We start from the raw sequence: 19920 nt of genomic DNA on the forward strand, positions 1-19920 counted from the left end.
CGCTTTACAGCGGGTCATTTGGATATCCGGTAAAAGGCGGGTTTGCTGCGTACTTGCGTGCTTAACTTGGATGCGAAATGGGGTAGCGGTAAGTCGTTCTTTCAGTGCTGGTCCGAATTTCCGCGACTACCTCTGACATCGCCGCCATTCGCCACAACGGCTCGATCTGTGTCGCGATTGCCAGACGTTTGGCAGGAGGGGCGGGAAGCGGAAGTTCGCTGCTGCTTGCGCCAATGTCCGCAGTGCGGAGATATTGTTGAAAAAGTCCGTTGCTTGACGCCCGAGGCTTTGATTCACTCGTTCTGAGAGTGGAGGGCATTGCAATGATGGGGCCAAGGCAAGTTGCGCAGGGCGCTTTGTTTTACGATTTCTCTATTGAGAGTTTCGTGCCGTTGGATCACCCGGTGCGGGGTATCGACCGGTTCCTCGACCTTTCGGATGTACGGCCAATGCTGGCACCGTTCTACAGTTCTGGCGGGCGCCCCTCGATCGATCCCGAGCTGATGATCCGCATGCTTCTGCTGGGCTATTGCATGGGCATTCAGTCCGAGCGGCGGCTTTGCGACGAGGTTCATGTTAATCTGGCATATCGTTGGTTTTGCCGGCTCGATCTGACCGACGCGGTGCCGGATCATTCGACATTTTCCAAGAACCGGCACGGGCGTTTCCGTGAGAGCGGGCTGTTCCGGCATCTGTTCGAGACCGTTCTGCAACGATGCATCAATGAAGGTTTGGTCGGCGGTCACAGCTTCGGCGTCGATGCCAGCTTGATCCCGGCGAATGCCAATCAGACGCGAGGCGTCGACAGCAAGGAAGGCCTGTCGCCAGACCTGCTGTCTCGAGCCGTGAACGAATATATTGAAACACTCGACGATGCAGCTTTCGGCGCCGCAACCGCAGTCGTTCCCAAGTACATCTCGCCAGTAGACCCGGCTGCCCGCTGGACGGGAGCCGACGGCGGTGCCGCATACTTCGCTTATTCTACCAATTATCTGGTGGACTTGGATAATGCTGTGATCGTCGATGTCGAGCCAACAGCTCCGATACGGCCAGCGGAGGCGCGCGCCGCACGGGACATGATCGACCGCGTTCAGCAACGCTTTGGCATCAAACCCGGAAAGTTGGTCGGCGATACAGGCTACGGATCGGCCGAAATGTTGGGCTGGCTGGTGGAGGAGCGCAAGATTGCCCCTCACATCCCCGTCTGGGACAAATCGAAACGCACCGACGGCACCTTCTCGCGGGACGACTTTGTCTACGATACGCCCACCGATCGGTATACGTGCCCTGCCGGAAATACGCTCGAGACGTCCCGCCGGAAATTCTCTACGCCGCGCACCACGAATGTCAGCAAGGACGGATTGATCCGCTACCGCGCGCGCAAGCAGGATTGCGACATTTGCCCGTTAAAAGCGCAATGCTGTCCGACCCAACCCGCCCGAAAAGTGCTCCGCTCGGTTCACGAAGCGGCCCGAGACATCGCTCGCGAAATTCGCAAAACCGACGCCTACATGACCTCGTTCATGCAAAGGCGAAAGGTCGAGATGCTCTTTGCCCATCTGAAGCGTTACATCGGCCTGCGCATGATGCGTCTGCGCGGACCCAAGGGTGCAACCGAGCAATTCCAACTCGCCGCAACCGCCCAGAACCTCCGCAAACTGGCCAAGTTGGTGCCCGGGCCAGCCCCCGCATGAGCGGAGCCGGCAATCCGATCTTTTAGGATCGTACGCAAAACGCTTCGAACGTCGACTTTATCAACAATATCCGGACGAAGCGGTCAATCGAGTGAGCAACGCGGCGCAAAAAACGCAAAGGCTTCATGAAAGATCGAATGCCAACTTTGATCCAGTGGTTCTCGCAGCGGATGCCAGAAAAACGCGAAGGTATGGCCGAAATCATTGGCCGTGTGGTGATACCAAGTCTCCGGAAGTCCAGACGAGACATGCTGGAAGAAATGCCAACACTGACGGGTTGTCCCGGTTTGGTGGACTCCAATATAAAACAAGGGTTTAACAATGCGAATGCCGCTTTCTTCCCAAAGTTCTCTGATCGCGGCTTCATCCGGGTCCTCGTCGGATTCAATGGTGCCCTTGACGAATTGCTTGCCAGCAGAAGGGTGAGCAAAAGCCAACACCTCTGGCTGACCGCTATTCAAACGAACCACAATTGGACAGACTTTCTCGGGCATGATCATGCCCTCAGTTGACCTACTGGCAGGGATGAGATCAAGGCGCAAGATGGGCTCGAAGCGGTCATTGGCCTTCGACGGGTGTTATATCGCGCCCTAGCCTGCGCGAGGCATCCGCCAAAAAAGTCCGCAAAGGGGACAGAGCGGGAGTTCGCTGCATTTTGAACGCGGTGCTGCTTCCGTGGATTGGACCGACCAGTGCTGAATGTGTATTAAGGCGTTATGACATGGACCATCCACATTGCAAACTCCTCAGGCCACCTCGACGGCCTTGTGTCCCCGATCCGTGCCGCGATTGATCGTGCGCAAGCGCGTGCAGAGGCCGTTACAGAAACCGTAGATCTTGACGTGGTGGTACAGGCTTGGCCGGGCCGCGTCATCGCGCATCTGGGGCACGCGGGCTATGCCCCGACCGCCGATATGATCCAACTAACCTTCGATCCGGCCAACTCGAACTGTGCGGGAAATCTGGGCGAACCGCTTGAGCGAACGGTTGTTCACGAATTGCACCATGTGCTTCGGTGGCGCGGACCGGGTTACGGCCGCACGCTGGGCGAGGCCCTCGTCTCCGAAGGGTTGGCAGGTTATTTTGCGCAACAGCTCTATGGGGGGCCGCCTGAAAAGTGGGAGTCATCACTCGATGACGAAGCCCTTGCGCAAGCCGCAATTGACGCAGCCGTTGCTTGGGACGATGCAGCCTACGACCACGCCGCATGGTTTTTTGGAACGGACCCCGCGTGGCGGGGCTACGCCCTTGGATATGCCCTAGTTGGGAGGCATCTGATTGCGCACCCGAACGAAACGCCAGCCACGCTGATCCACGCCGAAGCGGCCAGCTTTCGCGGCAACCTTGAAATTGGCTCTTGATAGAACAGCGCAGAAGATCATCGACATTCGATAGCCGCCGTTTGTATCGATTATAGCATATTGTAAGAAGAGCTCGAAGCTGCCTTTGGCCTTCAACCGGGTATTATGGAATGCGAATGCGGAGGGACCGGAGTCGCTGAAAACGAGTACTGAGAAGTGTCACAAATCGGCTGATCATAGCCTTCAATGCAGACGCCTCATGCGAGTATCACGCCACCCACTCAGCCGCCGTATGATCGGCCCCTTTATCACGACTAAAGAAACTCACGTCTTCAAGCAGCTGCTCGATCCTCTGATTGAGCGCTACCACGGCCGCATTAGTTTCTTCCGCCATCGCCGCATTCTGCTGGGTCGACCTATCCAAATCAGAAACTGCACTGTTCATCTCAGAAAGGCCGCTCGCTTGCTCTGAAGCAGAGGAGGCAATGGTCGCGATCATCCCGTTGATACTTTCGACGCGCTGGACGATGCTCTTGAGCGCAGAACCTGCGCGATCGACCATTGCGCCACCTTCTGCCACGCACTTTTCGGACTCGACCAGAAGAGAGCCGATCTCCCGCGCAGCCTCAGCGGATCGCTGCGCCAAAGCCCGTACCTCAGATGCGACAACTGCAAACCCTCGGCCAGCATCTCCCGCGCGAGCGGCTTCAACACCTGCATTCAGCGCAAGAAGATTGGTCTGGAACGCGATGTCATCGATGACGCTGGTGATGGAGGAAATACGGCGAGAAGAATCTGCAATACCCCCCATCGCCTCAATCGCCTCATCAACAACCCTCGCCGAACTATTTGCTTCAGCAGATGCCCCTTGCACTTCCTGGCGAGCCGAAACTGTCATCTGGGTGGCCCCAGAAACTGAACTGGTCAGCTCTTCAAGCGCGGCAGCACTTTCTTCCAGAGTGGCCGCCTGCGTTTCTGTCCGGCGTGACAGTTCATGACTGCCCGATCTGATCGCTTGGGCTTCCTGCGCCAGATCTCCCGCACATAGTGTCACTGCATCGATCACCGACTGAAGCTTTTCGACTGTAAGGTTGAGAGACTGCTTTAGGCCGTTTAACGGCCCGAGATCGGCCTGAACCCTTGCTGTCAGATCACCGCTTGAAACGCGGTCCAATGTCGCACCCACCTCGGAAACGGCTGTCTGGAAAATGGTCGTATCGACGGCAAACTTCACGACTTTTACAACACGTCCAGAGGCGTCCTTGATCGGATTATAGCTCGCCTCGATATAGACGGGTTTTCCATTTTTTCTGATACGCTTGAACTGGCTCGCATTGGCTTTGCCAGCTCCCAGGCTTTTCCAGAACTCAATGTAATCGGCGCTTTTTGCGTAAGCGTCCTCGACAAAGATCGAATGGGGTTTGCCAATGATCTCTTCTTGGTCGTATCCCATAGTTTGACAGAAAAGATCATTGGCATAGGTGATCTTCCCATCCGCTGTGAATTCGATAACCGCCTGAACCTGCTCGATAGAAGCCAATTTTGCATCACATTCCGCTTCGCGGTTTTTGCTGGCTGTAATGTCGAACGCATATTTTACGACCTTGAAGGGTCGGCCCTCTGGATCGGTCAGGGTTTCATAGGTGGCCTCAAGCCAGCAGACTTCGCCGGATTTGGTCTTGCGACGGACCTGTCCGTTCTTAGACGCACCTGCGCCAAGCTCCTTCCAGAAATTCGCGTAAGCCGGTGTGTCGGCTTCACCGGATAACATGAAAATACGGTGGTGCTTCCCGACGATCTCTTCCAGCGTGTACCCTGCAGCATCCAGAAAATGCTGGTTGGCCATCAGGATGTTTCCTTGCAGATCAAACTCGATCACCGCCATCGTGCGTGACAAAGCATCGACTTTTGAACGGTTATCCCTCCGGCGCAGGTGCATCTCGGTGATATCATGCGCCAGAAGCAGGACCTCGTTCACAGCACCATTCGAGCCGACAAGAGGCAAATAACTAACGTCAAACCACCGTTCTTCACCAGCTTTGTTTAAACGCGGGCGGATAAACTGCGCCGGGACGCCTTGAGCCAAATCTGCCCAGAGTTTTTTATAATTGGTATCCTGTTGGTCCTTCGGGCGCACCAGCCGCATATAGTCCGTACCGATAAGCTCTTCCCGAGCATAATCAACCGCTTGCAGAAAGCGGTCATTCACATCGATGATCTTTTTCTCAAGCGACAGCCTGCACGTCAGATAGCTGCGTTCGACAGCATCGAAGCAGGACACATGATGCGAGACGTTCGATGGCTTTCTTGTGAAAAGCGAACTCAAGATACGCATAAACACCTCCGTTAAGTCAGGGGAATCATGGCGCATCTTCGATAATTTTGATTTAATCCTCAGGTAGATAATAATCTAAAACAGTTCGTTTCGAGTAGATAAAATCATAAATTACTCATTTATAAGCACTGCTATACGGGTGTTATGTCGTAAACAGCCGACCCTTATTATCTGAATTTACTATGCGATGTTGCGAACGACCGTTTCGGAGGAGCCGCGCCACAGCAGAACCAAATCTACCGAAGGTCGACTCAGGGCCGAAATTACCGGTGCAGTATTTCTGCATCTGCAAAATGCTGCATTAGCTGCATCTGGTGGTCTGGGCTCGAAGCGATTTTTCGCTGCGCGATCAATGAGTGGTTGCGCTGGGGGCGGGCATTCACCGGCCAGTCTCAGCAAGACTTCGCGGTCTATGTTATCGAGAGTGAGAGACAGTTTGCTGATAATACGCAATAGTCCCACGACAAGCTTTGATGGCGCGGCGCAGACGCTTTGAAACTCGTCGATTAGGCTAATTTTGTCCGGTCTTAAAAAACTCATAGTTTGTAACGTCGCGCTTTACCTGTACCCCTTGCTGCGATCTCGCCGCTTGTGGCTTTGCGCCAGATCGTCTGGGTGCTTACACCGAGCTGCTCTGCGGCCTGCGCGGCTGTGAGCCATTCATCCTTGGGCTTGATGTTCGAAGCTTCCAGTAGCCGGCAGAGGTTGCGCAGCTGCGCTTCCATTGCATTGAGGCGGTTCTCGTCCACCATGACCATCATGCGGGGCTGCTCACCCATCCTGCGCCTCCTGTCCAATAAATACTTCGGCGGGGTAGGCTTCTTCGCGCAGGAGGCGCAGCTCTTCCGCGATTACCTTACACATGAGGTTGCCAAAGGCTTTTCCGCTGATCGGCCTGCGCGCCAGTCCGTTGGTAAGGGTCGGCTGGCGCGGAGCTGTTTCGGGGCGATCCGTCAGCTTGCCATCGGCAGTGTCCCAAGGGGCACGCGCCAAGCTGACGACGCGGGTGCAGTAGGCGGTATTTCCGAGGCCGTCCGGAATGATGACCGCTCGTTTCTCTATGATGCTATGTTGATGCGAAGCCATGTTGCTCCTTTCATGATGGTCGACGGACGCGGCAGGCCTCCGAACTGGTTGCCGCATCCGCCTGTCCGGCGCGCGTGGGACACGCCGAATTCCTGAGTTTGGGGCAGGGCCCGATAGGCGCTGGCCGAAGCTCGGGATCTTAGGGCGGCGCTGGTGGGTATTAAGCGCCGCCCCGTATCGGGCCCCGGGAGGAAAGGGGGTGGGGCCGGATGCTGTCAGTCCATCCCGAGCGCCTGCTTGTAGATGTCCATGATCGCCTCTTCCTCGGCGATGTCGTTCTTGTCGCGCTTGCGCAGGGCGATGATCTTTTTGAGGATCTTGGTGTCGTATCCGCGGGCTTTGGCCTCGGCCATCACGTCCTTCTGCTGCCCGGCGATATCCTTTTTCTCGGCCTCGAGGCTCTCGAACTGCTCGATGAACTGGCGCAACTCGTCGCCGGTCACCTGATAGGCTTTGTCCTCGGCCACCTTGAAATCCGCGTCTGGTTTCGTCGGCGGCTTGCCGGCATTGGCACGGCTGATGTTATGGGCCGCGCGGGCGAGAAACTCGGGCGTCTCTGTGTCTTGGGGGATCGGCGTCATGGCGTTCACGGCGGGGGCTCCGGATGAAAAGGCCGGGCGGTGGCGAGCAGAGCACCGCCCGGCAGTTGGGTTGCGAGCAGTAGATAGGCAACCGATCTCAGAAAGCGGGGTTCTCGGCCTGCCATCGTGCGCAGGTCATCTGCGCGATGGGGTCGAGATAGATCAGCAGCAGGAGGAGAGCCGCGCAGACGCAGACGATGCCCGCGAGGGGCTTCCGTGAGTTGGTGGTCTGGTAAAACGTCTGCATAGCGCGGCTCCATCCTGAGGGGCGGCAGGCTCTTGTGTCGCTGCCGACGAGATGGACGTTAGCTGATGGCTAATTAATTTACAATGAAAAAATTAGCCATCAGCTAACATGCTAATTCTGGTAGCTAGCAGATGGGAAATTGGTGGGGGTAAGTGGCGTCATGCCTCAGTGTTAGCCTCATTTGAAACAAAATGAGAACACCGAACTTGACCCCTAAGCCTGATCAGATATGATTTTGCTTATAGAATTGGCGAAATTTCAGCGAATACGCTGATTTCGTAGCTGTGTAAGTGTGAGACTGATCTTTGGACGACGACGAATTTTCGCTTGAGCTGCGCCATGCATTACTATGCATGAATACTGAAGCGCAGCGTAAATTTTGGAGGGACGTTAGTGCTTCGAGGCGAGTGCCTGAGCATGCCGTATTACGGCCATACGCTCTTCGTCGCTCATCGATCGAAGAAGTTCCGCGTGGTCCCGGATTTGCTCGTCGACTGAACTAAGGGGAGTATCATCTAAAAGTTCGTTGGCGCTTACGCCGTATATTTCTGCTAGACGACTGATCATCTCAACGGATGGGTTGCGCTTTCCGTTCTCGGCGTTGCCTAACGTCGGGCCAGCGTAGCCCGACAGCTTTCCGAGCTGTTGAAGCGTATATCCGCGCTTTTGCCGATAATATTTCAGTTTATTGCCCATGCTATTTTTTCGCACTGGGTAGAAAAACTGGCAATTAGCTTTAAGAAGATGCGCGCTTGCTATCATATTAGCCCTCAGCTAATAAATAGGTATGGAGAAACTTCGCGCATATATCACTGGTCGCAGCTTGACCCTTGAGGCCTTCGCTAAAAGCGTGGGCTGTAGCACCGTTCATATCAGTACGATCGTGAGGGGGAAGAAGCGGCCCAGTTTGGATCTCGCGATTGCAATCGAGGACGCAACCTCTGGAGAGGTTAGAGCGATCGACTTCAAGCGCGGTGATCAATGATGCTGCCGGATTTCCCATGCTCTCTTTGTGACGCGGGTCGCGTCCAGATCCTAGCGAACAGTTTTTCCGGAGGTTCACATGCGCCCTGTTGAGGCCCGTTCGATCCAAGATGTGGTGTCGGACGTTTATGACGTGTTTGGCGGGGTGCGGAAGGCGTCGGCGGCGACGGGGCTCGCGCCTTCGGTCCTGAGCTATGGCACCGAGATGCGCGAGGATCGTCCGGGCGGATTGGGGGTGAACTACCTCGACCGCATGGCGCGGATGGATCCCGCCGCGGCGGCCATTCTGGCAAGCCATTTCGCGGCGCTTGCGGGCGGCGTGTTCCAACCGATCGAGGTGGCCGTGATGGAGGAACTCACGAGCGCCTGCGCCGATGCCATCAAGGAAAATGGCGAGGCGATCTTCTACGCTCTGCAGGCGGCGCGGTCTGGCCGGTGGGAAGACGCGCAAATTGCGCTGCCGGAAGTCGATGAGTCGATTACCGAGATGACCGGACTTCGCGCGATCCTGATGCAGACGATCCAGACGAAGGGGGCAGGTGATGGGCGCCCCGTTTGATGAATGGGCGGCGCTGTCGCATTCGGCCAAACCGCAGGACTGGTCCGGCCCGATCGTCTTCGGGGTAGGGCCTTCGGATGTTGTCGGGCGCTCGGGCGGAAAGCCTGTCTATGTGACCTCGACCGTCCGCCTCGATCTTTGCCAGGTCACCGAAGCCGACGCGCTCTCGGCGGCGCGGGCCTGTGCCGAGCTGTCGCACATGGGCATCTGGGCGGTCTCGCCCGTGATCCTTGGCGCCGCGATGCTCGAGGTCGATATGCATCTCAAAATCAACGAGCCATCCGGCTGGGCCAAACAGGTCGCAGGCCTCCGCAATACGGCTGGCGCGCTCTGGGTGCCCGCCTGCCGGGGCTGGGCAAGCTGCCCGCAAATCTGGGCCGATGTGCAATGGGGCGCCTCGCATGGGGTGCCCGTCATGGTCGAAGCAAAAGGGGTGATGTGATGAGTGCGGAACGCAGCTTTACGGTGGTGGGTGATAACAGCATGCCCTCCTATCCGATCTCCGCCGAAGAGCGGCTCGATAGCCATTTCTTCATCCAGTGGAACCTCAAACGCTGGCGCAAGAGCGAGTTCCGCCAGTTGGCCGAGCCCGATGTCGGCTGGTATGGCTTCCAGCTGTTCTGCGAGGCGCATGACGAGACGCCGGTCGGCACCTTGCCGACGAATGAGCGGCTGCTGGCCAAAGCGCTGGGGATCACGCTCGAGCGCTGGCAGCAGCTTTGCGAACGCGACATCACCCCGCTTCACGGCTGGTACAAGGTGCGCTGCGACAATGGCGAGGTGCGCTATGCCCACAATGTGGTGACCGAGGTGGCCGAGGAGGCGCTGAAGTCGAAGCGCCGCAATGCCGCCGATGCCGAAAACCGCAAGGTGGCCAAGCAGCTCAAGGATCTCGAGGCGATGATCAAGGAGCGGATCGGGGCAGGGCAGCTGATGAACAACCCGATGTTCCTCGACCGGTTCAACGCCTTTCTGGAGGAGCACTACCCCGGCAAGCAGCGGCGCGAGGCGCTGGTGCGGCAGGCGCTAAACGAGTTCATGGAGGTCCACGGGTGATGCGGGGTTTCTGTGTAATCAGTGATATTCTGTTACGGTTACAGAATATTCCGGAACGGTTACGGAAAAACACAGATCAAAACGGAAATGACACGGAATTTTCCGTGAATATCCGGCTGTCTTCCTTTTTTTTGCGCGGTTTCTGTAACCGCCGAAAGGAGAAGAAAAGAGATGAAAAGAAAAGAGAAATACCGGATCGCACCGCCCTGAGCGTCCCGCTCGCGGCGGGATTTCGGCCATTGCTGAGAAAGGAGCGGTGACATGGACAGTGTGGAACAGGCGACCGGCGAGAAGCGTGTGCGGGCGGTGCTCTTCGAGCCGCTCATGCGGCTGGGGCTCGGGCGCCCCTCGACCGTGACCAAGGCGGGTTTCGAGGAGATGATCGAGGAGGTGAGCGGCAAGCTCGCCTATATGTCCCAGATCAATCTCGATGCGCTCAAGGAAGAGATCGTCGCGCATCCGGGCGGGGCGCGCGGGGACCGGATCTGGGCGGGCGCGCAGATCCTGAAGAAGGCCGCCGAGATCGATCCGCCCGAAGAGACCGGCAGCCCGCTGATGCGCGCGGTCTTTGCCAGCGGCATGGGGCGCGAGGCGCTGCGCGATGGCTGGGCGCCCGAGCTGCGCCGTGCGGTCAAGGATACCCGCCGCTGGCCCAATGCGTTCGCTGCCAGCCAGCTGCGCGAGAAGGCGCGGGAGAACCTGCGCCGCCTGATGCTGATCGAGGAGAACATGGCCGCCGGCCGGCAGGTCTCCGATGACGACATGGCCTTCCGCCACCGGCGGCAGGTGGCGATGAACCAATGCGAGAAAATCGCGAAGCTGGCAGGGGCAGAGCAATGATGATGACGGATGTGCGGCGGGACCGGATCGTGGCGGCGGGGCCTCGGGTGATGAGTGTGCGCTCGGCGCTGGAATGGGCCTTCGGGCCGGAGAATGCGCGGATGGATTTCGACCATAGCGGGGCGCATGAGTTTGATCGCGTGGGCGTCTCGCCCGAGTGGCGGATGATGCAGCAGGCCAAGCTCGGCTGCCGCGTCGATGGGGGTTGCGCTGGCCCTGCGCCGCATGTGCATCCCGACGCGGCGATGATCGCGGCGGCGGTCGAGGCGCTGGAGCTGAACCCGATGTTCGGGCGCAAGATGGCGGTGCTGGTGGCGACCCATGCGCGGGCAGGGACCGCACCGGATTGGCGCGATGCCGAGCGTCTTCGCGTGGTGCCTCAAGGCTGGGACATCGATGATAATGGTGAAGCCGTGGCTTATGTCGTGGCGGGGGAGGAGTGGGTCTACCGCTCTTCCTGCCGCCATAAGCTTCGCTTCCGTCCTAAGTTCTGCCCGATCGGCTATCGCGGCGGTCGTTCGACCATTGCCGCGGCCCGCCGCCGTTATCTCGACTGGTATGGTGCGCTTCTCGAGGTGTCTGCAATATTGCGCCGTCCGGGCTATCTCGACGCAATCAGTATCTCTGGTGCTCTTCCTGCTCTCTCTCCATGGAAAAATAGTTATTGACTGCGGAAGTTCGATTTGACATTTTGCAGTAACCACACGAGCGCCCGAAGGTTGAAAAACCTCGGGCGTTTTCCATTTCCAGACATTGGTGGCGATATGCATAAGGTTGAACGCGTATGGTTCGATCCGTCGGAGGATGGGCGAGGGGTGCGGATGCGGGTGTCCTTCAAGGCTTCGACGGTCGCTCCTGTTGAGACCACGAATGAATGGTGCTGCCGGATGGTCGGACCGGAGGGACCGATCGGCTATCTTGTCCTGCGCTTCTTCGGTCTGATCGGCGGGCGCGCAGTCTTTGAAGTGTCGCGCCTCCTGCCAGCCAATGCCGAGCTCGTGGCCGAGGAGGTGATCTTTCCGCACTCGCCCGAATGGTTCTGCAATGCCTAACCCCATCCTCGACACCTCCGGCTTCACCACTGCCCTCGACACGCTGGCCAAGCGCGATGTGGCGATTGCCTCGACCTGGGCGCTCAATGACACGGTGGAGGAGGCCCGGGCGCATGTGGCGGAGCGAATGAATGTGGTCTTCGACCGGCCCACGCGGTTCACGCAGAACGCGTTCCGAGTTCGCAAAGCCCGCAGCTCCGATCTGGAGGCGTCGGTCGAGGAGCGCGCGACAATCGGCCGGCGCCATTACCTGAAGGTGCAGGAAGAGGGCGGGCCGCGGGGGCAGACGGGTTTCGAGAAGCTGCTTTCGCAGAACCTCGCCTTTGAAGGCATTATCCAGTCGGTGATCCCTGCCGAGGGCGCGCGGCTCGATGCCTATGGCAATTGGTCGACGGGCGAGCGCAATCAGGTGCTCTCGGCGCTGAATGCCCAGCGGGACCGGTCTGCTAACGAGACGACGGCCTCGCGCAAGCGCAAACCCAAACGGGCGCGGTATTTCGTGCCCAAAGCGGGGCTCACGCAGGACATCTACAAGCGCGGGCCCTCGGGCATCGCCGAGCGCGTGGCGATCCTGTCGGACAAGGTGCCGGTCTATCACAAGCGTCTCGGCTTCTTCGCCGAGGCCGAGCGGATCTACGAGACGCGGCTGCCCGTCCATCTGGGCCGGACGCTCGCCAAGATGATCGCCAAGCGCTTCGGGTAAGCCCCACGGGTCCTTCCGGGCCCATGCCCGCATGCGGGTAATTCGCACCCCGTGACTTTCACCTGTTCTGGAGTTTCCCGCAGGTGGGGTTGGGGTTGTTGTTGTTATTCTTGAGATTGGAGGGAGTGTCCGATGGACAACCTTGTCACGCTGGCGGACGGGAGCGTGCTCGATACCGCGCTCTATCCGCTGCCCGACGGGTTGGCGGATGGGGTGATGAACCGCGCACAGCTCGCCATCGCCTTCAATGTCTCGGAGAACTCGGTCAGCAAATGGGTGGGCCAAGGCATGCCCGTGGAGACCGCGGGCCAGAACGGTGTCTCCTACGAGTTCCGGCTCTCGCAATGCTATGCCTGGCGCATGGCGCGGGACGAACAGAGCCGCGCGACCAAGGCCTCGCGCGAGGCGCATGCGATGCAGGCCTCGCTCGCCTTCCGCAACCTCGATGAGGAGCAGGAAGAGGAAGAGGGCGGGCTGACCGCCAAGCAGCTGCGCGAATGGTCCGAGGCCGAGTATCACCGTAACCGCGTGGCCGAGCAGCGGGGCGAGCTGGTGCGGGCGGCGCGGGTCTCCGAGCTCTTGGAGGATCTGATCGGGGTGGTGGCCACGGCCTTGGGCACGATGCCCGACCATCTCGAGCGCGATCTCGGGCTCGGGGTCGAGGAGGTCGCGAAGGTCGAGGCGCGCTGCGACAAGGTGGTGATGAAGATGCGCGAGCGGATCGAGCGCTCGATCCTCGGTGCGGGCGTGGTGGAGGATCTGGCGGAGTTCCGTCAGGACGAGATGGGGCTTTAGGATATGGTCGAGATGATGGATCGCGGGGCGTCGGTGCTGACCATCCCGCCGCTGCCCGCCTGGACGCAGCCGCGCGAGCTATTGGCCGATGCGCTGCCGCTTCTGGATCCGCCCTCGCGGATCTCGGTGACCGATGCGGCCGAGCAGTTCATGCAGGTGCCGATCGGCACGGACTGGTCTTTGTTCGACCGCTCGGTCGCGCCCTATATGGTCGAGCCTGCCGATATCACCCAGTCGCGCAAGTTCAAATCGGTCTGCTTCGTGGGGCCGTCGCAATCGGCCAAGACCACGATGCTGATCACGGTGGCGGTGCATTCGGTGATGTGCGCGCCAGCGCCGGTGCAGATCATCCATATGTCGAAGCCCGATGCGGATGCCTGGGTGGAGGAGAAGCTCGATCCGATGATCGAGCATAGCCGGATGGTGCGCGAGCGGCTGGGCCGCGCCCGCGATGACAGCACCTTCTCGCGCAAGCGCTTCAAGGGGATGCGGCTGACCATTGGCTATCCGGTGGCGCGCCAGCTGTCTTCGCGCTCGCAGCGTCTGGTGCTCCTGACCGATTACGATCACATGCCGCAGGTGCTGGGGCCCAAGGACGCGCCCGAGGGCAGCCCCTACGGGATGGCGCGCCAGCGGATCCGGACCTTCATGTCGCGCGGCTGCGTGCTTCTGGAAAGCACACCGGCCTTTCCGGTGACCGACGAGACCTGGAAGGCGGGGCCGCAAAACCCGCATGAGCTGCCGCCCGTCTCGGGCGGCATCGTGCGGATCTATAACGAGGGCACGCGGGGGCGCTTCTATTGGGAGTGCCGTGAATGCGGGGAGCTGTTCGAGCCGCACTTCAAATATCTGCGCTATGACAATACGCTCGAGCCTGCGGTTGCAGGGGCGCGGGCGGAGATGGGCTGCCCGCAGTGCGGCGCGCTTTACAGCCATCGCCACAAGAACGAGATGAACCGCCAGATCCTGAAGGGGCGCGGCGGCTGGCTGCATGAGGGCACGACCGTTGGCACGGATGGCAAACGGGCACTGGTGACCATTGATGATCCGGATCTGCGCGCTACCGATGTGGCCAGCTATTCGCTCAACGGGGCGGCGGCGGCCTTTGCCAGCTGGGAAGGGATCGTGACCTCCTACGAGCTGGCACTCCGGCAGGCCGAGCAGTTCGGCGATTATACCGAGCTCTCCCGCGTCTACTTCACCGAGCGCGGCGAGCCTTATGTGCCGCATGGGTTGCAGATCGAGGGCGAGCTGACCACCACCATGCTCTCCGAGCAGGCAGTGAGGCTCGACCGCAGGACCGCGCCCGGCTGGACGCGCTTCATCACCACTTCGGTCGATGTGCAGGGCAACCGCTTCGAGGCGCTGGTCATGGCCTGGGGCGCGCAGGGCGAGCGCGTGATTATCGACCGCTTCGCGCTGGCGCAACCGCCCGAAGGGGCGCCAAAAGCCCGCAACGACGAGGGCGAGGTCCGCGCCCTCGATCCCGGCCGTTATGCCGAGGATGCCGGCGCACTCACCCAGCTGGCCGGCCGCACCTATCCGGTCGAGGGCCAGCCCTGGGCCTTGGCCCCTTGCGCGGTCGCGGTGGACTTCAACGGGCCTGCGGGGTGGTCGGACCATGCCGAGCGCTTCTGGCGCGGGCGGCGCAAGGCGGGCGAGGGGGATCTGTGGTTCCTCTCCATCGGGCGGGGCGGGCCGAACCTCTCGGACCAGGTCTGGTATGCCGCCCCCGCGCGGGGCTCAAAAGGCCGCAAAGCCCGTGCAGTCCGGCTCCTCAATATGGCGACCGACCGGCTGAAGGATTCGGTGATGGCGGCACTCGGGCGGTTCGAGCGGGGCCCCGGCGCGCAGCACACGCCCGACTGGCTGGAGGAAGAGCATCTGGCCGAACTGCTGGCCGAGCGCCGTGGCCCGAAGGGCTACGAGCTGAAGGCCGGCGTCAAACGCAACGAGACGCTCGATCTCTCGGTGCAGGCGCTGGCACTGGCCGAGCATAAGGGCCTGAGCCGCATCAACTGGGAGGATCCGCCCGATTGGGCGGTGCTGGGCGTGGCCAATCCCTTGGCCGTGCGCCTTGCGCCGGAAGCGGGCGAGGCACCCGAACCGGACGCATCCGAGCCGGATCAAGAGACAGAACCAGAGGCGGCGGGTGATCCCGATACGCCTCCCTACACACCGCGCCCGCAACCTGCGAACATGGGCATCAGATATCTTCGGAGACGCTAGAGATGGCTTGGACAGCAGCAGATATCACCCGCATGGAGCGGGCGATCGCGACCGGCGCGCGGGTGGTGCAGATCAATGGCGAGCGGGTGGAATGCCGCACGCTCGACGAGATGCGCGCCACGCTGGTGATGATGAAAGACCAGCTCTCGGGCGCAGGCACGGGCCGCTTCAAGGTGAGCTATCCCAGAACATTGCGGGGGCTCTGAGATCCATGAACCCGATCGACCGTATGGTGTCCTTCTTCAGTCCTGAAGCGGGCTATAAACGGCTGCGCGCCCGAGCGGGGGCCGCACAGCTGATGAACTTCGATGCCGCCTCGCGCGGACGGCGCACCTATGGCTGGAAAGCGCCGGGCTCCTCGGCCGATGCCGCAGCCTTCGGCCATCGCGCGCGGATGCGCAATCTCTCGCGCGACATGATCCGCAACCGCCCCTATGCGGCGCGCGGGCGCGATGTGGTGGTGGCCAATGTGGTGGGTGAGGGGATCACGCCCTCGATCCGCATGGAGGGCGGGCAAGGCAAGGGGCAGGACAAAACGCAGGTGGAGGCCGCGCTCCAGCATCTCTTGACCCCCGATATCGATGCGCTTGGCGAGTATGACCTCTTCGAGATGCAGGGGATCGTGATGTCGACGGTCTTTGCCGATGGCGAGGTGCTGGTGCGTAGGCGCATGCGCAATCCGCGCCATGATCCGCAGCTGCGGCTGCCCTATCAGGTCGAGCTGATCGAGGCTGATTATCTCGATATGACGGTGCAATCGCATGGGCAGAACCTCGTGGTGGAGGGGATCGAATACGGGCCCACCGGCGCGATCGAGGCCTATCACCTCTATAACGAGCATCCGGGCGCCGTGCAGAACCGTCGCGCTCTCAGCTCCACGCGGGTGCATTGGTCCGACATCCTGCATATCCGCCGCTTTGACCGCGCGGACCAGCTGCGCGGTGTGCCGTGGCTGGCGCCGGTGATGATGACGCTGGGCGAGTTGGGCGATTATCAGGAAGCGCAGATCCTCAAGCAGAAGATGGCCGCGCTGATGGCGGTGGTGATCGAATGGGAGGATGCGGCCACCCGTCCGGCCAATGCCGGCGCGGGGCTCGAGGAGCTGGCCCCGGGGGCGGTGGTCAACCTCCCCGCGGGGGCAAAGCCCAACTTCACCAACCCGCCGAGGATCGACGGTTATGACGAGTTCATGCGCCGTGGCCTTGGCATGGTCGCGATGGGCCTCGGCATCAGCTACGAGGCGCTCGCGGGCGATCTGAAGGGCGTGAACTTCTCCTCGGGCCGGATGGGGCGGATGGAGATGGACCGGCTGGTGCGCATGTGGCAGCGCGGGCTGATGATCGGCCAGTTCTGCCGCGGCATGGAGCGCTGGTTCCGCGAGGGGCTGGCGGTCAAAGGGGCGGCGCTTCCCGCCTTCACCATCGACTGGACGCCGCCCCGGCGGATCCTTGTCGATCCGACGAAAGAGATCCCCGCGATGATCGAGGAAGTCGAGGCAGGGCTGAACTCCCGCCAGCGCACCCAGCGCGAGCTTGGGCGCGATCCTGACACGATCCGCGCCGAGCGGGCGCAGGACCACGCGGCAGACGCGGCGGCGGGGCTCGATCCGGTCCAGCCCAAAGCGGCGGCGGGTGCACAGACACAGGAGAGAGATGATGAAAGCGAGTGACCTGATTGTGGGCGGCGAGCTGATCCTGAGCGGGACGGTGCTGCTGGATGACTATGCGGGCTATATGCTCGAGAGCGATATCTTCTTCGCGCCGCGCATGGTGCGCGAAGCGCTGCAGATCATGGGCGAGGGGCCGGTGACCGTGCGGGTCAATTCGGGCGGCGGCCATGTCTGGGCGGGCGAGCAGATCCGCGCGATCCTCGCGGCCCATCCGGGCGGGACCACCATCGTGGTCGAGGGGCTTGCGGCTTCGGCCGCCTCGCTTCTCCTGATGGCAGGGACCAGCCGCCTGATGTCGCAGGGCTCGCAGCTGATGATCCATGACCCGTCGGGTTTTGTCTTCGGGACCGAAGCCGAGATGCGCCGTGAGGCCGATGTGATCGGAGCCTCGGCCCAGACCTATGCCGCCGTCTATGCAAGCGCCTCGGGCAAGACGCCCGAGGAGGTCCGCGAGATCATGAAGGCCGAGACCTGGTATGGCCCCGAAGAGGCCGTGGCACAGGGCTTTGCCGACGGGATCGCGGGCGAGGACAGTGCCGCTGCCACCTCCAGCCTGACAAGATTTGCCACGATGGAGGCCGCGCAGGCGGCCTTCATGAGTGCGGGCGCGAGCTTCGAGCAGCTCCTGTCCCGTGTTCCGGACGCGGCCCGCCGCGCCACCCCCAAACCCAAGGAGATTTTGATGACCACGCCCACGACCACTGCGACCCAGACACCGCCCGCACCAGCACCGCAACCGGCCCCCCAGATGACCACGCCGCAGCCCGATCCGGTGGCCGCCGAGCGGGCGCGGGTGAAGGGCATCCGCGAGATGGCCGCGCCCTTCCTGACTTCGGGCCGGTTGATGCAGGCCGATATCGACGCGCTCATCGATGATGGCACGGCGCTCGCCGATGCCGGCACCCGCTTCATGGCGCAGATGGCGGCCGCCGAAGCCCCCTCGCGCAGCCATAGCCCCGCCCGCATTACCCACGACGAGACCGACACCCGTATGGAAGGGATGATCGGCGCGCTGATGAAGAAGACCGACGGGCCTGCCGCCGACTATCGCGGGCTGCGGATCAAGCGCATGGCGATGGATCTGGGCGGGGCGACGCGCGGCTATGACGAGGCAGCCCAGGTCAAGCGCGGCATGATGGCCACCACCATGACCGGCGGGGCGCTTGGCGTCAGCGATTTTGCCTATATCACCACCGAGGTGATGAAGCGCACGCTTCTGGCCGCCTATCAGCGCCGCGCGGCCAGCTGGCAGCTGGTGACCGGCGCGCCGATCTCGGCCGCCGATTTCCGCGAACTGCATGCGGTGCGCTTCGGGGGTGACTTCCAATTGAAGCCCGTGGGCGAGAATGGAGAGTATAAACAGGCGCGTCTCGTCGATGAGGCCGAGGGGCTTAAGGTCGAGCGCCGGGGCCGCACGATCAACCTCACTTTTGAATCGGTGATCAATGACGATATGGGCGCCTTCCAGCGCATCCCTACCGAGTTCGCCACCGCCGCGCGGTTGATGGAAAGCTCGATGGTCTGGACGCTCTTCCGCAATAACGCCAAGCTCAAATCCGATGGCAAGGCGCTCTTCCATGCCGATCACGGCAATCTCGCGGGCACCGCGGCCGCGATCTCGGTTGCTTCGATTGCCGCCGCCCGCAAGGCGATGTGGGAGCAGCGGGCGTTCGGCTCGAAAGACAGTGACGACTTCCTCTCGATCGAGGCCGACCGGCTGATCGTGCCGCCCGCGCTCGAGATGGTGGCGGGGCAGTTCATCACCACGATCACCCCGGCCAAAACGGCAGATGTGAACCCGTTCTCGAATTCGCTGACGCCCTCGACGGTCGGGCATCTGGGGGCCGCGGCCGGTGGCTCGGATACCGCCTGGTATCTGGTCTCCTCCGATATGCCGCCGATCCAGCACGCCTATCTCGAGGGCTATGAGGCCCCGACGGTGGAGACGCTCGACGGGATGAACCCCGATGTGGTGACGATGAATGCGCGCCACATCTTCGGTGCAGCAGCGGTCGAGTATCGCGGCACCTATAAGAACGCGGGCGCCTGATCGGGCGTGACGTAACAGATCGGATCTGACGAACGGGCGCCCTGTGTGGCGCCCGTCGTCATTGTGACCCATGCGAGAAGGAGATCGCGATGAAGAACTATGTGCATGCGGGGGAGAATATCACCCTGACGGCGGAGGCCGCAGTGGCCTCGGGCCAACTGGTGAAGATCGGCGCCATCACGGGGGTGGCGCAAGGCGCAGCGGCAGCGGGCGATCCCGTGACGCTGATCCGGCGGGGCGTGTTCGAGCTGCCCAAGACCTCCGCGCAGGCCTGGACGGTGGGTGCGAAGATCTATCTGGCGGCCGCGGGCGATGTGGTGACCACGGTGGCCTCGGGCAATAGCCTCGTGGGCGTGGCGCTGGAGGCGGCCGATGACCCTTCCGAGATCGGGGTGGTGCTTCTTGATGGCGGGATCCGGTGACGGGCGTCTTTGCCGGCATGGCGGGAGTGCTGAGTGCGGCCTTTGGCGATGTGGTCACCTACACCCCCAAAGGCGGGGCCCCGCGCGAGATCCAGTCGATCTTCCGCGCCGCCCCCATCGAGATCGAGGGCGCAGACGGCACCCCGATCGTGATTGCCGCGCCCACATGGCGGGTGAGCCGCGATCTGGTGCCGGAGCTCGCCCGGGATGACCGGATCGATCCGGGGCAGGGCAAGACCTATCGCCTCGCCACCATCCATCCCTCGGGCTCGCCGGCCGGCGATGCGCTGATCCTCTGCGAGCTGAAGGAGGTCTGA

The 19920-nt window shown here is 61.4% G+C and carries 23 protein-coding genes; 16 read left to right on the top strand and 7 right to left on the bottom strand.

Going from position 1 to position 19920, the window contains the following annotated elements; genetic code table 11:
• Positions 1 to 323: 323 nt before the first annotated feature.
• Positions 324 to 1694 carry an IS1182 family transposase gene (locus WDB91_RS09165; RefSeq protein ID WP_339112261.1) on the top strand — a complete coding sequence of 457 codons (1371 nt, stop codon included), beginning with the start codon at positions 324 to 326 and terminating at the stop codon, positions 1692 to 1694.
• Between the two features lie 83 nt (positions 1695 to 1777).
• On the opposite strand, the gene WDB91_RS09170 is transcribed toward WDB91_RS09165, so the two are convergent.
• Positions 1778 to 2188 (bottom strand): NUDIX domain-containing protein, encoded by a 411-nt coding sequence (locus WDB91_RS09170; RefSeq protein ID WP_339112262.1) that lies wholly within the window; start codon positions 2186 to 2188, stop codon positions 1778 to 1780.
• A 222-nt stretch (positions 2189 to 2410) separates the two neighbouring features.
• Between WDB91_RS09170 and WDB91_RS09175 the strand changes: the two genes are divergently transcribed.
• A complete protein-coding gene (locus WDB91_RS09175; RefSeq protein ID WP_339112263.1) occupies positions 2411 to 3055 on the top strand; it encodes a DUF2268 domain-containing putative Zn-dependent protease in 645 nt (214 codons plus the stop codon).
• Positions 3056 to 3263: 208 nt separating this feature from the next.
• Here the strand turns inward: WDB91_RS09175 and WDB91_RS09180 are convergent, their stop codons facing one another.
• The 6 genes from WDB91_RS09180 to WDB91_RS09205 all read right to left on the bottom strand — a co-directional run bounded on the left by WDB91_RS09180 (position 3264) and on the right by WDB91_RS09205 (position 7940).
• Positions 3264 to 5330 carry a PAS domain-containing methyl-accepting chemotaxis protein gene (locus WDB91_RS09180; protein WP_339112264.1) on the bottom strand — a complete coding sequence of 689 codons (2067 nt, stop codon included), beginning with the start codon at positions 5328 to 5330 and terminating at the stop codon, positions 3264 to 3266.
• A gap of 536 nt (positions 5331 to 5866) precedes the next feature.
• Positions 5867 to 6109, bottom strand: a complete 243-nt coding sequence (locus tag WDB91_RS09185; protein ID WP_339112265.1) for a helix-turn-helix domain-containing protein — start codon at positions 6107 to 6109, stop codon at positions 5867 to 5869.
• A complete protein-coding gene (locus WDB91_RS09190) occupies positions 6102 to 6416 on the bottom strand; it encodes a hypothetical protein (protein ID WP_339112266.1) in 315 nt (104 codons plus the stop codon). The genes WDB91_RS09185 and WDB91_RS09190 overlap by 8 nt, the downstream gene beginning before the upstream one ends.
• A 215-nt stretch (positions 6417 to 6631) precedes the next feature.
• Positions 6632 to 6883, bottom strand: a complete 252-nt coding sequence (locus WDB91_RS09195) for a DUF2312 domain-containing protein (protein WP_339114495.1) — start codon at positions 6881 to 6883, stop codon at positions 6632 to 6634.
• A 211-nt stretch (positions 6884 to 7094) separates the two neighbouring features.
• Positions 7095 to 7244: a hypothetical protein gene (locus WDB91_RS09200; protein ID WP_339112267.1), complete on the bottom strand. Its 150-nt coding sequence runs from the start codon at positions 7242 to 7244 to the stop codon at positions 7095 to 7097.
• Positions 7245 to 7634: 390 nt separating this feature from the next.
• Positions 7635 to 7940, bottom strand: a complete 306-nt coding sequence (locus WDB91_RS09205) for a helix-turn-helix transcriptional regulator (protein ID WP_339112268.1) — start codon at positions 7938 to 7940, stop codon at positions 7635 to 7637.
• A 367-nt stretch (positions 7941 to 8307) separates the two neighbouring features.
• Here WDB91_RS09205 and WDB91_RS09210 point away from each other — a divergent pair, with 367 nt between their 5' ends.
• From WDB91_RS09210 to WDB91_RS09275, 14 genes are all read left to right on the top strand, one after another.
• Positions 8308 to 8787 carry a hypothetical protein gene (locus WDB91_RS09210; RefSeq protein WP_339112269.1) on the top strand — a complete coding sequence of 160 codons (480 nt, stop codon included), beginning with the start codon at positions 8308 to 8310 and terminating at the stop codon, positions 8785 to 8787.
• Complete coding sequence (locus WDB91_RS09215) at positions 8771 to 9229, top strand: DUF1937 family protein (protein WP_339112270.1); 459 nt, start codon at positions 8771 to 8773, stop codon at positions 9227 to 9229. The genes WDB91_RS09210 and WDB91_RS09215 overlap by 17 nt, the downstream gene beginning before the upstream one ends.
• Positions 9229 to 9843, top strand: a complete 615-nt coding sequence (locus WDB91_RS09220; protein ID WP_339112271.1) for a hypothetical protein — start codon at positions 9229 to 9231, stop codon at positions 9841 to 9843. Before WDB91_RS09215 ends, WDB91_RS09220 begins: the two co-directional genes overlap by 1 nt.
• A 261-nt stretch (positions 9844 to 10104) precedes the next feature.
• Complete coding sequence (locus WDB91_RS09225) at positions 10105 to 10683, top strand: hypothetical protein (protein ID WP_339112272.1); 579 nt, start codon at positions 10105 to 10107, stop codon at positions 10681 to 10683.
• Positions 10680 to 11351: a hypothetical protein gene (locus WDB91_RS09230; protein ID WP_339112273.1), complete on the top strand. Its 672-nt coding sequence runs from the start codon at positions 10680 to 10682 to the stop codon at positions 11349 to 11351. The genes WDB91_RS09225 and WDB91_RS09230 overlap by 4 nt, the downstream gene beginning before the upstream one ends.
• 96 nt (positions 11352 to 11447) lie before the next feature.
• Positions 11448 to 11735 (top strand): hypothetical protein, encoded by a 288-nt coding sequence (locus WDB91_RS09235; protein WP_339112274.1) that lies wholly within the window; start codon positions 11448 to 11450, stop codon positions 11733 to 11735.
• The gene (locus WDB91_RS09240) at positions 11728 to 12438 is read left to right on the top strand and encodes a hypothetical protein (RefSeq protein ID WP_339112275.1); all 711 of its coding nucleotides are present in this window, start codon (positions 11728 to 11730) and stop codon (positions 12436 to 12438) included. Before WDB91_RS09235 ends, WDB91_RS09240 begins: the two co-directional genes overlap by 8 nt.
• Before the next feature lie 132 nt (positions 12439 to 12570).
• Positions 12571 to 13233 (top strand): DUF1441 family protein, encoded by a 663-nt coding sequence (locus WDB91_RS09245; RefSeq protein ID WP_339112276.1) that lies wholly within the window; start codon positions 12571 to 12573, stop codon positions 13231 to 13233.
• Between the two features lie 3 nt (positions 13234 to 13236).
• On the top strand, positions 13237 to 15462 hold the full coding sequence (locus WDB91_RS09250) for a terminase gpA endonuclease subunit (protein WP_339112277.1): 2226 nt from the start codon (positions 13237 to 13239) through the stop codon (positions 15460 to 15462).
• A gap of 2 nt (positions 15463 to 15464) precedes the next feature.
• The gene (locus WDB91_RS09255; protein ID WP_339112278.1) at positions 15465 to 15668 is read left to right on the top strand and encodes a hypothetical protein; all 204 of its coding nucleotides are present in this window, start codon (positions 15465 to 15467) and stop codon (positions 15666 to 15668) included.
• Between the two features lie 5 nt (positions 15669 to 15673).
• Entirely contained in the window at positions 15674 to 17131 is a 1458-nt protein-coding gene (locus WDB91_RS09260; protein ID WP_339112279.1) for a phage portal protein, read from the top strand.
• Positions 17115 to 19181 carry a head maturation protease, ClpP-related gene (locus tag WDB91_RS09265; protein ID WP_339112280.1) on the top strand — a complete coding sequence of 689 codons (2067 nt, stop codon included), beginning with the start codon at positions 17115 to 17117 and terminating at the stop codon, positions 19179 to 19181. Before WDB91_RS09260 ends, WDB91_RS09265 begins: the two co-directional genes overlap by 17 nt.
• 89 nt (positions 19182 to 19270) lie before the next feature.
• The gene (locus WDB91_RS09270) at positions 19271 to 19603 is read left to right on the top strand and encodes a DUF2190 family protein (protein ID WP_339112281.1); all 333 of its coding nucleotides are present in this window, start codon (positions 19271 to 19273) and stop codon (positions 19601 to 19603) included.
• Positions 19600 to 19920 (top strand): hypothetical protein, encoded by a 321-nt coding sequence (locus WDB91_RS09275; protein WP_339112282.1) that lies wholly within the window; start codon positions 19600 to 19602, stop codon positions 19918 to 19920. The genes WDB91_RS09270 and WDB91_RS09275 overlap by 4 nt, the downstream gene beginning before the upstream one ends.

The sequence above is a fragment of the Thioclava sp. GXIMD2076 genome (assembly GCF_037949795.1).
Classification (GTDB): Bacteria; Pseudomonadota; Alphaproteobacteria; order Rhodobacterales; family Rhodobacteraceae; genus Thioclava; species Thioclava kandeliae.

Excerpts from the sequence above, each read along its gene's own strand:
- WDB91_RS09165 (WP_339112261.1), top strand. The coding sequence starts at position 324 with ATGATGGGGCCAAGGCAAGTTGCGCAGGGCGCTTTGTTTTACGATTTC.
- WDB91_RS09170 (WP_339112262.1), bottom strand. The coding sequence starts at position 2,188 with ATGCCCGAGAAAGTCTGTCCAATTGTGGTTCGTTTGAATAGCGGTCAG.
- WDB91_RS09175 (WP_339112263.1), top strand. The coding sequence starts at position 2,411 with ATGACATGGACCATCCACATTGCAAACTCCTCAGGCCACCTCGACGGC.
- WDB91_RS09180 (WP_339112264.1), bottom strand. The coding sequence starts at position 5,330 with ATGCGTATCTTGAGTTCGCTTTTCACAAGAAAGCCATCGAACGTCTCG.
- WDB91_RS09185 (WP_339112265.1), bottom strand. The coding sequence starts at position 6,109 with ATGGGTGAGCAGCCCCGCATGATGGTCATGGTGGACGAGAACCGCCTC.
- WDB91_RS09190 (WP_339112266.1), bottom strand. The coding sequence starts at position 6,416 with ATGGCTTCGCATCAACATAGCATCATAGAGAAACGAGCGGTCATCATT.
- WDB91_RS09200 (WP_339112267.1), bottom strand. The coding sequence starts at position 7,244 with ATGCAGACGTTTTACCAGACCACCAACTCACGGAAGCCCCTCGCGGGC.
- WDB91_RS09205 (WP_339112268.1), bottom strand. The coding sequence starts at position 7,940 with ATGGGCAATAAACTGAAATATTATCGGCAAAAGCGCGGATATACGCTT.
- WDB91_RS09210 (WP_339112269.1), top strand. The coding sequence starts at position 8,308 with ATGCGCCCTGTTGAGGCCCGTTCGATCCAAGATGTGGTGTCGGACGTT.
- WDB91_RS09215 (WP_339112270.1), top strand. The coding sequence starts at position 8,771 with ATGGGCGCCCCGTTTGATGAATGGGCGGCGCTGTCGCATTCGGCCAAA.
- WDB91_RS09220 (WP_339112271.1), top strand. The coding sequence starts at position 9,229 with ATGAGTGCGGAACGCAGCTTTACGGTGGTGGGTGATAACAGCATGCCC.
- WDB91_RS09225 (WP_339112272.1), top strand. The coding sequence starts at position 10,105 with ATGGACAGTGTGGAACAGGCGACCGGCGAGAAGCGTGTGCGGGCGGTG.
- WDB91_RS09230 (WP_339112273.1), top strand. The coding sequence starts at position 10,680 with ATGATGATGACGGATGTGCGGCGGGACCGGATCGTGGCGGCGGGGCCT.
- WDB91_RS09235 (WP_339112274.1), top strand. The coding sequence starts at position 11,448 with ATGCATAAGGTTGAACGCGTATGGTTCGATCCGTCGGAGGATGGGCGA.
- WDB91_RS09240 (WP_339112275.1), top strand. The coding sequence starts at position 11,728 with ATGCCTAACCCCATCCTCGACACCTCCGGCTTCACCACTGCCCTCGAC.
- WDB91_RS09245 (WP_339112276.1), top strand. The coding sequence starts at position 12,571 with ATGGACAACCTTGTCACGCTGGCGGACGGGAGCGTGCTCGATACCGCG.
- WDB91_RS09250 (WP_339112277.1), top strand. The coding sequence starts at position 13,237 with ATGGTCGAGATGATGGATCGCGGGGCGTCGGTGCTGACCATCCCGCCG.
- WDB91_RS09255 (WP_339112278.1), top strand. The coding sequence starts at position 15,465 with ATGGCTTGGACAGCAGCAGATATCACCCGCATGGAGCGGGCGATCGCG.
- WDB91_RS09260 (WP_339112279.1), top strand. The coding sequence starts at position 15,674 with ATGAACCCGATCGACCGTATGGTGTCCTTCTTCAGTCCTGAAGCGGGC.
- WDB91_RS09265 (WP_339112280.1), top strand. The coding sequence starts at position 17,115 with ATGATGAAAGCGAGTGACCTGATTGTGGGCGGCGAGCTGATCCTGAGC.
- WDB91_RS09270 (WP_339112281.1), top strand. The coding sequence starts at position 19,271 with ATGAAGAACTATGTGCATGCGGGGGAGAATATCACCCTGACGGCGGAG.